Genomic DNA, 11,936 nt, shown 5'->3' with positions numbered 1-11,936 from the left:
AACCTATTACGAAAAGAAAATATCCGAAGGTCTGCATTACATGAATGTGATTGGTCATGTCAGCAGAAAGATGACCGCTGTGATCTTCGCTGTCCTCCGGGATGGACAACCGTACCAACTCATTTTGCAATCTGCCGGTTAACTGAGCTGCATCATTTTCATCCGGCCCGCAAAGGGTCTGGTTCTTTGTGCCCTTTTCCGATATATCCCTTATACACGCAAGCAGAAATTTTATCCCTTGACAAACCCATAGCCGACTGCTTTCTTTTTCGTCCTCGAAAAAGCCGTGAAAAGCGCAGGAAACGCAGTCATACCAACGTTTCCAATGCATCGATCACACGGACTTCAACACCTCCGGCACAAGCGCCTCACATTTGCTTCCGCTGACAAAAGTGGGTACACACTCGGCTTTCTGAGAAAGATCGCACACAACGGCTCACACGGCGAAACAGGGGCCTTCCGGACGGGGCCGCTATCACTACCCTCGACACGAACTGCACGTTCACGAAAATCCCCGGGCCGGGTGTCAGAACGGCGTACTTTGCCGCTTTTTGGTCTTGGTCGGATGTACTCCAGAAGAACGTAGAAAGCCTTCGGAACAGCGATGCGCTTATGCGTGTCGCTGTTCCGAGGCGCCGCGGCCCCGTTGGGCTGCGTGATCTTTTCCGTTTCTGTCGAAATTGCGGCTTGTACACACTCGGCTCTCCGAGAAAAATCGCACACAAGGGCTTACACGGCGAAACACGGGGCGTTTTGGGTGGGGGCGCTATCACTACCCTCGGAGCGTTCCGCGCGTTTCGGAAACCCTGCGTGGCCGGGGCTTAAAACGGCAAACTTTGCCGCTTTTGGGTCTTGGTCGGGAGGTGCTCTCGAAGAACGCAGAGAGCCTGCGGAACAGCGATGCGCTTATGCGCGTCGCTGTTCCAAGGCGTCGCGGCCCCGCTGGGCTGCGTAATCTTTTTTCGTTTCTGTCGAAATTACGGTTTTCACACTCTGTACTCAAGGCTTTCCGCGTGTGCGAGACATAGGAGGTATCACTATTCCCGTTCTTTTCTCTTGTAAACAAATCCCGCCGGGGCAAGCCCCGGCGGGATGGTTACCGATGAAGTGGATTTGAATTTCTGCCTGCAAACCGCATTTGGCTGCCGCTTACGCCTCACCGCCTACAATTCGTTCGTAGGTCCGGGCCGTCAGACCGTACACCAGCGCGTACACTGCCGCGAAAACCGCCAGCGTCCCCGCCGTGCAGAGAGCAAACATGCCCACCTCGTGCAGACCGAACAGCTCCAGAATGCGGCAGAGCATGGGGAAGGCCGCCAGAATGTGCAGCCCCGCCGTCAGCAGGGGCAGGAAGAACACCAGCAGAATCTGTCCCCGGATGGAGGCGCCCACCTCCCGGCGGCTCATGCCTACCTGCTGCATGATCTGATAGCGGCGCTGATCCTCATAGCCCTCGGAGACCTGCTTGTAGTAGATGATGAGCACCGTGGCCATCAGGAACAGCAGTCCCAGGAAGATGCCCAGGAACAGGAAGCCGCCGTACATTGCGTAGAATTCCTCCGCCATCTCCTGGCGGCTGGCCACGCCGTATCTCCCATCGGAGACTGCCAGAACGGCCTTGGCGCAGGCCAGCTTTTCGCTGTCGGCGCCGTCGGTGTTCAGGTGGATGCGGAAGGTCCGGCGGGCCAGATCCGTGTTCATCAGATGCTCTGCCAGGGTACCGTCCGCCACCAGGCCCAGCATAACCTCGTTGGTGACGATGGCGCTGTCCCCGGCGGGGAAGCTGTCCAGCCGGGCTTTCACCTGAATGGGTGCCTCCTCATACTCATAAAAGAAGGTCTCCGGCAGCTGAAAATCGCCGTCCGCATAGGCCAGCACCTGGTTTTCCCCCAGGGCGACAGTTTCCCCCGTCAGGCGGCTGTACTCCTCCGCTGTTAGGACCGTGATCTCCGTTAGAAGGCCGCTCTGGCTCATGTCCGTCAGCAGCGTATTGCCGCTGTATCTGGCATGGAAGGAGGCGGACGTCTCATAGCGGAGATCCGCCATCTGCCGCCCAGCGTCTGCCACGGTCCGCTGCACCAGGTCCAGCGTTGCAGCGGGGTCGGTATCATCCTTTAGCGTCTGGGTCACCAGAATATCGTCGGGATACCTGCCGTCCAGAGATTTCTCCGCCCCCAGATAGAGACACAGGGTCCCGGACACCGTCACCAGTACCATGCAGGCCAGGATGCAGATGTTTGCAAGGCCAACGGCGTTCTGCTTCATGCGGTACAGCAGGCCGGAGATGGCGGTGAAGTGGCGGGTCTGGTAATAGAAGCTCTTGTTGGCCCGCAGACGTTTCAGCAGAGCGATGGACCCGGCGGTAAACAGGCAGTAGGTGCCGAGCATCACCAGAATGACCGCCACAAAGAACAGCATCAGGGCGTTCACCGGGTTCCGGGTGGTGAGGGCGATGGCATAGCCCCCCAGCAGCGCCGCCAGCCCCAGGACTGCCAACAGCCGTTTCGTTTTCGGTTCCCGCTCTCCGGCACTGTCGCTGTGGAGCAGTTCAATGGGCCGGGACCGTCCCAGGCGCAGCAGGTTCCATAGAAGCGCCAGCAGAAACAGCACCCCCAGCAGCGCCGCCGTTTCTCCCACGCCCCTGACGCTGACGGAGAAGCCGAACTGCACCGGGATCTGCACCAGCTTCAAAAGCAGCAGCAAAATCAGCTTGCTGAGCAGGATGCCCGCCGCGATGCCGCCGGGAATCACGACGGCGGCGCACAGCAGCGTCTCCCAAAAGCACAGGGCGGCGATGTGGCGCTTTTCCAGGCCCAGAATGTTGTAGAGTCCCAGTTCCTTCTGCCGCCGCTTCATCACAAAGCTGTTGGCATACAGTAGCAGCACGGTGGAAAACAGCGCCACCACAAAGCAGCCGATGGACATCATGACCTGCAGGTAGGCGGCGCCCCGCACCGTCTGGATGACCTCGTTCCAGGTCAGGAACCGCAGGATATAATACATGGCCGCCAGCGCACCACAGGAGAGGAGATACGGGCCGTAATACCGGCTGTTGCGGACCATGTTCACCAAGGCCAGCCGGGGAAAGAAGCTGCGCTTACCCATGGTTCTCACCGCCTTGGGTCAGCACCGTCAACGTGTCGGAGATGCGGCGGAACTGGGCCTCCCGGCTCTCACTGCCCCGGTAGAGCTGGTGATACACCCGGCCGTCCCGCAGGAACAGTACCCGCCCCGCGTGGCTGGCGGCCTTGACGGAGTGGGTCACCATCAGGATGGTCTGGCCGCCCTTGTTGATCTCGCCGAACAGCTCCAGCAGATTGTCAGAGGACCGGGAGTCCAGGGCGCCGGTGGGCTCGTCCGCCAGAACGATCTGAGGGTCCGTGATGAGGGCCCGGGCCACTGCCGCCCGCTGCTTCTGTCCGCCGGAGACCTCATAGGGGTACTTGTTCAGGATGTCGGCGATGCCCAGCTGCTCTGCCAGGGGCTTCAGCTTTCGCTCCATTTCCTCGTAGGGCCGTCCCGCCAGCACCAGGGGCAGGAAGATGTTGTCCCGCAGGGAGAAGATGTCCAGCAGGTTGAAGTCCTGGAACACAAAGCCCAGATGAGAGCGGCGGAAGGCCGCCAAGTCCCGTTCCCGGACGTCGGACAGGGCCTTGCCGTTCAAAAACACCTCTCCGGCGGTGGGGCGGTCCAGAGCCGCCAGAATATTCAGCAAGGTGGTCTTGCCGGAGCCGGACTCGCCCATGATGGCCACATACTCCCCCGGCTCCACGGAGAAATTCACGTTTTGTAGCGCCTCCACCTGTCTGCCGCCGAAGCGGCTGGTGTAGACTTTCTGCAGGTGCTGTACTTCCAATAATGGCATAAAGGTTCCTCCTTTTGTAGCTTGGCACCATCCTACCAAAAAGCCGGACTGTCCGCCATCGTTTTGGCTTACAGTCCAGCTCCGTATCTTACAATTTTGTAAGGTTATTCAACCATGCGCCACTCCCGGCTCAGGTCCAGCCGCACCAGCGTCCCCTGACCGGGCCGGGAGGTGAGGGAGATGCCGTGATTCAGCCGGTCCATCACCTGACGGCAGAGGTACAGCCCGATCCCCGTGGACTTCTTGTCCGCCCGGCCGTTGTATCCGGTGAAGCCCTTTTCAAACACCCGGGCCTGGTCCTCCTCCCGGATGCCGATGCCGTTGTCGGCGATGACCACCGTGGCGCCGTCTCCGTAGATGCGGATGGTTCCGCCTGCTGGGGTGTATTTCAGGGCGTTGGAGAGGACCTGCTCCACCACGAACAGCAGCCACTTCTCGTCCGTCAGCACGGTCTTTCCGGTCTCCTGAAAATCCAGGGTGATCTTTTTCAGAATGAACATCTTGGCGAACTTCCGCACTGCCTGCCGCAGGATGTCATCCAGCGGATACTCCCGCAGGACGTAGTCCGTGGAGTCGCTGTCCAGCCGTAAGTAGGAGAGCACCATCTCCACGTACTGCCCGATCTTCAGCAGCTCCATCTCCAGCTCTCCCCGGTGGGGGGAGTCGTCCTCCTGCAGCAGCAAATCCATGGCGGCGATGGGCGTTTTGATCTGGTGGACCCAAAGGGAGTAGTAATCCGTCAGCTCCCGGAAGCGGCTTTCATTCTCCGCCGCCAGCCGGGCCCGGTCCCGGCAGACTGCCTGCAGCAGCGTCTGATAGTCCTCCTCCAGCAGTCCCCGGGCGGGCGGCAGGGGCAGGGCCTTCTCCCCCGCCTGCCGCAAAAGCCGCTGCAGCTCCCGGTGCCGCCGGAGAAAGCGGCTGTATCCCATGGCAAAGAGCACCAGCCCCAGTGCCAGACACAGCGCACCGGCATAGAGCACTGCCTCCAGGGGCAGGTCGTAGAGGGCGAATACCGCCGCGAATATGCAGACGGCCCCCGCCAACAACAGCAGCAGCTTGTATTGGCGTTTCAGGTAAGCCAGCAGCATTCTCAGCCCTCCACCAGATAGCCCGCGCCCTTCCGGGTACGGATGAAGTCCGTCAGTCCCGTGCTCTCCAGCTTCTTCCGCAACCGGGCCACATTCACCGTCAGGGTGTTCTCATCCACAAAGCTGTCGGATTCCCACAGCCGGGTCATGATGGCCTCCCGGCTGACGATCTCGCCCCGGTGCTCCAGCAAAAGCTGCAAGATCTTGAACTCGTTCCGGGTCAACTCTACCTTCTGTCCGTTGGCTGTCAGGGTCCCGTCGGACACGTTCAGCACCGCGCCGCCGCAGGAGAGCAAGTGGGCGGTACCGGCGAAGTCATAGGCTCGCCGCAGCATGGCCTGCACCTTGGCGGAGAGCACCTGCAGGTGAAAGGGCTTGGCCAGCAGGTCATCCCCGCCCATCTCCATGGCCATCACCAGGTTCATGTCGTCTGAGGCGGAGGTGAGGAACAGAATGGGGACCTTGGACACCTTTCGGATTTCCCGGCACCAGTGGTAGCCGTTGAAAAAAGGCAGGGAGATATCCAGCAGCACCAACTGCGGGTCAAAAGCGGCAAAGTCCGACAGCACATCGTCGAAGCGTACCGCGCAGGCCACCTGATATCCCCAGCTCTCCAAATGCCGCTGCACGGCGCTGGCGATGACGGCATCGTCTTCCACCACAAAAATTCGGTACACTGGTGATTCCCCCTTTCCATCATGCTTTTATTCTGATTGGAGCATAGCATCCGGGCTGGAAAAAGTCAAATTTTAGTAGTACATTTCATACACGCCGGTTTCCTTAACTTCTCGCAGGAAGAAAGACAGCTGTTCAGCGGTAAGGGTTTTCATTTCCTTAGCCTATCAGGTCAAGGGCTTTGACGAGGTTTTAGAGGTTGAAGCGCAGTTGGTGGACAACGGCCCGACTCCTGTCACGGCCGCCAAGCAGGTAGAAAGTCTAAAGGAAACCTTTACTCAACTGCAAACTCTGTTTGTGATCGTGTCCGGTTTCATCGTAGTCATTGCGCTTATTGCCGCTGCTGACGGATGACGGATTGTTGACGGATGCGTCCGAAGAAACCGCAACAAATATCGAAGGATTCCCGAAAAACATGAGGATTCCGTATTGACCCACTTTTGACCCAGAACGGGATCGGAACGGGCAGGGCTGGACGGAAACAATGGAAGATCCGCCGAGCGAACGGCGGTAAAAAGCACAAATCGGAGCCGAAACGGCTCCGATTTGCGCTTGAGACTGCCTCATAACCCGGAGGTCGCAGGTTCGAGTCCTGTCTCCGCAACCAGAAAGTCCTGATTTCTTGCGAAATCAGGACTTTTTCCGCACTTTTGTGCCCAATAACTTACTTCCCATTTTTTCTGACCCAAACGCTGACCCCAACGGGGGCGGATAGCGGAAAGCACTATACCGCACCAGAGAGGATGTTACCCATTGTCTTTGCCGCTTCACGCTTGGCCGAGGTCGTTACATGAGCGTAGGTGTCCAACGTGAAGCCTGCCGAAAAATGCCCCAGCATGCCAGATACGGTTTTGATGTCCACTCCGTTTTGCAGGGCCAGCGTTGCGAAGGTGTGACGCAGGTCATGGAAACGCACCTTTGGCAGCCCTGCCCGCTTCAGGACGCGGTGCAGCATATGCAGGACGCTGTCCGGGGACATGGGGCCTCCGGTGGGTGACGGAAACACCCACTCGCTGTTACCCGTTTTTCTTCTTTGTTGCATCAGAACGTCTATCGCATCTGTCGACAGCGGCAAGGTGCGGTAGGCATTTTTCGTTTTCAACGGCATCTCAATGATTTTGCCGTCGATGCGCCCGATCTGCCGTTGAACCCGGAGGTCTCCTTTTTCCAAATCAATGTCCAACCATTTTAATCCGAGCAACTCGCCCCGCCGCAGGCCGGTGGTCAGGTCGATGTAGTACAGGGCGAACACGCCGCTGTCTTTTGCCTCGCGGAGGAAGGACGTCAGCTGCTCAACGGGAAGCGTCTGCATTTCCTTGCGCTCCGCCTTCGGCAACGCGCAGCCATCTGCCGGATTGTGGGCGATCAGCCGCTGCTCGACTGCCAGCTTCAGGGCAGAGGAAATGATTTGATGGATGTTGCGCACTGTTTTGGCGCTCAGTCCCTTGGGCTGCTTCTGTGCTTCGATTCGCTCTACCCGCCCTTCCGCCAACAATTTCTTGTAGAACTGTTGCAGATGCAGCGTCGTCAGATCATTCAACGGGATCTTGCCGAGCTGCGGCTTGATGTGGTTTTCGATGTAGCCATGATAGGTCAGGTAGGTGGATGGGCGCATCTTGATTTTGGCATAGTTCTCGTACCACACTTCTAACCAGTTACCCACGGTGTAGGTCTTGGCCCGTCCGTAGTCGATTCCCACATTTTCCTCGATGGCTTTCTTCAGCTTTTCCTTGACTTCTGTCTGCGTCTTGCCAAGAACGTTCTTGATGATGGCCTTGCCAGTTTCCGGATCGTGACCGACCGTGTACCGCCCCTCCCAGCGTCCGTCCTTTCGTTTGCGGATATTTCCCTCCCCGTTTGCTCGTCTTTTTGGCATGGTATCAGCCTCCTTTGCTAACGAACAATACCGTAACCAACAGAGGAAAGCTATCCAAAGGCGGAACTGTTATCAGAAAGTTATCATTTGAAGGGGACGCCCTATCTTTGTCTATTGCGGCGCAATTTTTGCGCTGCCGGGGGCGTTCTCTTTAGTTACAGCGGTGCGATTTTTGAACGGTCGAAAGTCTATTTTCATTGACTGCGGTGACTCAAAACACGCTTGCCCTGCACCATTGATCACGCGAAGGTGATTACCTCGATTTCCTTCCGAAACGGCCACAAGGCACCACCAAAATCCTTGGGACATCTGCGTTTGCGGGAACCAAGACGCCAGCCGCTCTGAAATTTTCTTCAAAAGACGCCACAACCGACTGCGCTGAAACCCCCGTCAACTGCCCGCACTGCGGGCAGAAGTGGCGGCTGCGGCGGCGCTTGCGACGCCAGCCCTTTATCCTGCTTTCTTTTTCGTCCTCGGAAAAGCTGCGAAAGGCGTAGGAAATGCAGTCATACCAACGTTTCCAGCACATTGTCCACACGGTCTTCAACACCTCCGGTACAAACGGCCCATGTTCGCTTTCGTGGGCGAAAGCGGGTACACACGCCACCCCAGCCCTGAGCCGCGCACACAGCGGCTTACACGGCGAAACAGGTGGCGTTTTGGGTGGGGGTGGTATCACTACCCTCGGAGCGTTTCACACGGTTCGGAAACCCTGCGTGGCCGGGTGTCAGAACGGCGTACTTTGCCGCTTTTGGGGCTTGGTCGTGGGTGCTCCCAAAGAACGCAGAGAGCCTTCGGGACAGCGATGCGCTTATGCGTGTCGCTGTTCCGAGGCGCCGCGGCCCCGCTGGGCCGCGTGATCTTTTCGCAATTTGGTGATGTTGCTGTTTTTTCACTCTGTGCGCAGTACTTTCTGAACGTGCGGGGTGGGGGTGGTATCACTACCCTCAGCGCGCTTTACGTGCTGCTGAAACGCCGGACGGTCGCTTGTCAAAACGGCTCATTTGCCATTTTTTGAGGTCGGCGGACATCATTGGTTCCAGCGGCGCAAAATGTGCTTGACAGGTAAGTCTACTTATGATAGACTTCAAGTATCAAAAATCTATCATAAATAGACCAACAAAGAAAGGGGGCACACATGGACGGTTACAAACTGGGCGTTGTTGAGACGCGTTTTGCGGAACTCATCTGGCAGCACGAGCCGCTGACCTCTGGCGAGCTGGTGAAACTATGCGAACAGGAGCTGCAATGGAAAAAATCCACGACCTACACAGTACTCAAAAAACTTTGCGAACACGGTATCTTTCAGAACGAAAACGGCACGGTCACTTCTCTTCTCTCACAGGAGGGCTATAACGCCGTACAGAGCGAGAAATTTGTGGAGGACACCTTCGACGGTTCTCTTCCCGCGTTTCTGGCGGCTTTTACCACCCGGAAATCTCTTTCGGAGAAGGACATTGCGGAAATTCAGCGCATGATCGACCGCTGCGGAAAGGAGTGAGCCAATGGCCGCCGTCTTTTTGAAGCTCTTGAATCTAAGCATTTCCGCAAGCTGGCTGGTGCTGGCCGTGCTGGTACTGCGCCTGGTATCAAAGCGTTCGCCCAAGTGGGTGAATGTCCTGCTTTGGGGTATTGTCGCGCTGCGGCTGGTTCTGCCATTCTCCATAGAGAGCGCGTTGAGCCTGATTCCCAGTGCCGAAACGGTCAGTCCCGCAGCCGTGCAGTTTGACCCCGCGCCGACCATCACCAGCGGCGTGAGCGTTATCGACAATGCTGTGAATCCCTCGCTCAGCGAGCATTTTTCCGCCGTGCCAACAGCCAGCGTCAACCCGCTCTATGTCTGGACGGAGATCGCAGGCTGGGTGTGGCTCATCGGCCTTGGAGCCATGCTGCTCTATGCGCTCGTGAGTTATCTTCGGTTGCGTCGGCGCGTGAGTGTATCGCTCCCCGTTCAAGATCACATTTATCTTTGCGATGCCATTTCCTCGCCGTTCATCCTCGGCGTTGTAAAACCACACATCTATCTGCCCTCCGATCTGGACGAGGTGCAGCGGCAGAATGTACTGGCGCACGAGCAAGCGCATCTCGCGCGGCGTGACCACTGGTGGAAGCCGCTGGGCTTCGCGCTGCTTGCGGTTTACTGGTTCAACCCCGTGCTGTGGCTCGCCTATACACTGCTCTGCCGCGACATTGAACTGGCCTGCGATGAGCGGGTGATCCGCACGATGGACGAGAGCGCCGTCAAGACCTATTCCACGGTGCTGCTTGCGTGCAGTATGCCGCGCAAGGCGGTCATCACCTGCCCGCTGGCGTTCGGTGAAGTTGGCGTCAAAGAGCGTGTGCGGAATGCGCTTCACTACAAAAAGCCCGCGTTCTGGGTGGTCGCGGCGTCGGTCGCTGTGTGCGTCGTTGTGGCGGTGTGCTTTCTGACCGATCCGGAACACGAAACGATGAAGTGGGCGAAGAATCTGCGCGTGGATGATGTGGTGCGTGTTGAATTGACGATTATGCCGCAGGCGACCGACAAGCAGTATAAAGACTTCAATGCAGACGAGATTGCCGAGGCGGTTGCACTCATCAACAAAAGTAGCGGACGGTATGTCCGCAGTATGGAGCCGCTTACCGGCGGCAGCACCGAGCTCTATGTCACCACGACGGACGGTGTGCGGCACACGGTCGTGAACAACGGCAACGTCTACCTCTGCATTGACGGCGACGCCTACCGGAATTTCTACGTCACTTGGCCGTACACCGAGGGGGATTCCCCTCTGCCTGACAGTTTTCAGGTCGGTGATACGCAAGCTGCCGATGCGAACCGCTTCTATGTGGATGATTGGAGCATCTGCATTGTTGGTCAATGGCTGCGCAACGCCGGAACTCGTATATGGTGGTCTGACAGCAGCGACGCTTACCTCGGCGTTGTGAAGCATACCGGTCTTGCGGATGAGCTGACCGGCCTGCAAAACGCCGGTCGCGCCGTAGAGGAGCTGGACGGCTGCTACCGCTGTGTCACACAGGAGGGGTTTAGCAACACGGTTGTCTACCTCTATCCCGCGCCGTCCGGCGAGTCGTACTACCGGGTAGAGACCCATTGGAGCTACGACGACGCGGACGAGCCAGAGGTTGAATTGCAGGCAAGGCAGCTTCGCACGATGGCGGAGAGCTTCCGTGTGGAAAATGGAAGCAGTATGGCAGATGCCCTCATCGGCAGCTACGCCGATGACATGGGCTCCAGTCTGACGATCCGGAAAAACACCGATGGCAGCTATGCGGTGGACCTTGGCATCTATAAGTTTACTTCTGTCGACAATACAGTAGGAAACTATGACCCACAAACGGATACTCTATATTTCTCTGGCGCAGCGGATATTGGCGGCACTCTCGCGGCAGATGTAACCACAGACGGGACCGGGCGCCTGATCGTTACATTGACAGAATCTCCCGTTTCCACAAGCTATCTTGCCGCAGGCGCGGTGTTTACTTTCTGGCCCCGCGTAACCGGATACCCCCAGTACGATGTGGTGTTGGCCAATATCTGCGATCTCCGCCTCGCCGGTACACACGGCACCGAAACAGATTTCAGTTCTGATCTTTTGACAGCGAACGACTACTACCAGACACCCGGCTGGCTGCTGCGCGATCTTGACGGTGATGGGATCCCTGAACTGCTGCTCGGTGCGAATTGGGATGAAGGACACGCCGTGATTTTCAACATCTACCGCTATGGCGGTACGAGAGCCGTCCGCGTGGTCAACGGTTGGAACCGTAACCGCTGGTATCTCTGCACCGATGGCAGTCTGGCAAACGAAGGCAGCAGCAGCGCATTTGAAAGCAACTACTCTTACTACCGCTATACCAGCGGAGAGTTACAGCATCTGGAAACACTGCTGTATCTGGATGACGGTTCCGGCGGCTCACCATGGCGCTACTCCGTCACAACGGATCAGTATGTCAACAGTGGTGACTTTCACTCTGTCACCGAGGCCGAAGCAACTGCCGTGATGGACAAATACACCCACGAAACGCTGGCCTTTACGCCATTTGTGGTATGAGGATAGATAGTGTGGACTGTGGCGCAAGGTTGCAGTTCGCCAGTCCCTCCGGATATTACCGCCTCTGACCCACTTTTGACCCAGAACAGGATCGGAGCGAGTAGGGCCGGACGGAAACAATGGAAAACTCACCGAACAAATGGCGGTAAAAAGCACAAATCGGAGCCGAAATGACTCCGATTTGCCCTTGAGACTGCCTCATAACCCGGAGGTCGCAGGTTCGAGTCCTGTCTCCGCAACCAGAAAGTCCTGATTTCTTGCGAAATCAGGACTTTTTCCGCACTTTTGCGTCCAATATCTTACTTGCCACTTTTTCTGACCCAAACGCTGACCCCAACGGGAGCTAAACTGTACCCAAGAAAATGGACACGAGATTTTGA

The 11,936-nt window shown here is 57.4% G+C and carries 7 protein-coding genes; 2 read left to right on the top strand and 5 right to left on the bottom strand.

Annotated features, from left to right (window positions below):
* Window positions 1–1,149: 1,149 nt before the first annotated feature.
* The 5 genes from H8Z83_RS17125 to H8Z83_RS17105 form a co-directional block, all read right to left on the bottom strand.
* Window positions 1,150–3,105, bottom strand: a complete 1,956-nt coding sequence (locus H8Z83_RS17125) for an FtsX-like permease family protein (protein ID WP_187016179.1) — start codon at window positions 3,103–3,105, stop codon at window positions 1,150–1,152.
* Window positions 3,098–3,865 (bottom strand): ABC transporter ATP-binding protein, encoded by a 768-nt coding sequence (locus H8Z83_RS17120; protein WP_187016178.1) that lies wholly within the window; start codon window positions 3,863–3,865, stop codon window positions 3,098–3,100. Before H8Z83_RS17120 ends, H8Z83_RS17125 begins: the two co-directional genes overlap by 8 nt.
* 104 nt (window positions 3,866–3,969) lie before the next feature.
* Entirely contained in the window at window positions 3,970–4,959 is a 990-nt protein-coding gene (locus H8Z83_RS17115; RefSeq protein ID WP_187016180.1) for a sensor histidine kinase, read from the bottom strand.
* Complete coding sequence (locus tag H8Z83_RS17110; protein WP_187016177.1) at window positions 4,956–5,630, bottom strand: response regulator transcription factor; 675 nt, start codon at window positions 5,628–5,630, stop codon at window positions 4,956–4,958. The genes H8Z83_RS17115 and H8Z83_RS17110 overlap by 4 nt, the downstream gene beginning before the upstream one ends.
* A gap of 722 nt (window positions 5,631–6,352) precedes the next feature.
* Window positions 6,353–7,504, bottom strand: a complete 1,152-nt coding sequence (locus H8Z83_RS17105) for a tyrosine-type recombinase/integrase (RefSeq protein ID WP_187016176.1) — start codon at window positions 7,502–7,504, stop codon at window positions 6,353–6,355.
* A 1,138-nt stretch (window positions 7,505–8,642) separates the two neighbouring features.
* Between H8Z83_RS17105 and H8Z83_RS17100 the strand changes: the two genes are divergently transcribed.
* Both H8Z83_RS17100 and H8Z83_RS17095 read left to right on the top strand, forming a co-directional pair.
* Window positions 8,643–9,005, top strand: coding sequence for a BlaI/MecI/CopY family transcriptional regulator (locus H8Z83_RS17100; RefSeq protein ID WP_091128866.1), 363 nt, complete (start codon window positions 8,643–8,645; stop codon window positions 9,003–9,005).
* 4 nt (window positions 9,006–9,009) lie between these two features.
* Window positions 9,010–11,556, top strand: coding sequence for a M56 family metallopeptidase (locus H8Z83_RS17095; RefSeq protein WP_187016175.1), 2,547 nt, complete (start codon window positions 9,010–9,012; stop codon window positions 11,554–11,556).
* Window positions 11,557–11,936 lie beyond the last annotated feature (380 nt).

Origin of the sequence: Dysosmobacter segnis (genome assembly GCF_014297285.1) — a bacterium.
Taxonomy (GTDB): domain Bacteria; phylum Bacillota; class Clostridia; order Oscillospirales; family Oscillospiraceae; genus Oscillibacter; species Oscillibacter segnis.
The sequence above is the reverse complement of the archived record's forward strand: the minus strand, read 5'-3'. Positions and strand labels throughout refer to the sequence as shown.

Bases quoted from the DNA above. Each gene is read 5' to 3' on its own strand.
- H8Z83_RS17105 (WP_187016176.1), bottom strand. From the start codon at position 7,504: ATGCCAAAAAGACGAGCAAACGGGGAGGGAAATATCCGCAAACGAAAG.
- H8Z83_RS17100 (WP_091128866.1), top strand. From the start codon at position 8,643: ATGGACGGTTACAAACTGGGCGTTGTTGAGACGCGTTTTGCGGAACTC.
- H8Z83_RS17095 (WP_187016175.1), top strand. From the start codon at position 9,010: ATGGCCGCCGTCTTTTTGAAGCTCTTGAATCTAAGCATTTCCGCAAGC.
- H8Z83_RS17120 (WP_187016178.1), bottom strand. From the start codon at position 3,865: ATGCCATTATTGGAAGTACAGCACCTGCAGAAAGTCTACACCAGCCGC.
- H8Z83_RS17125 (WP_187016179.1), bottom strand. From the start codon at position 3,105: ATGGGTAAGCGCAGCTTCTTTCCCCGGCTGGCCTTGGTGAACATGGTC.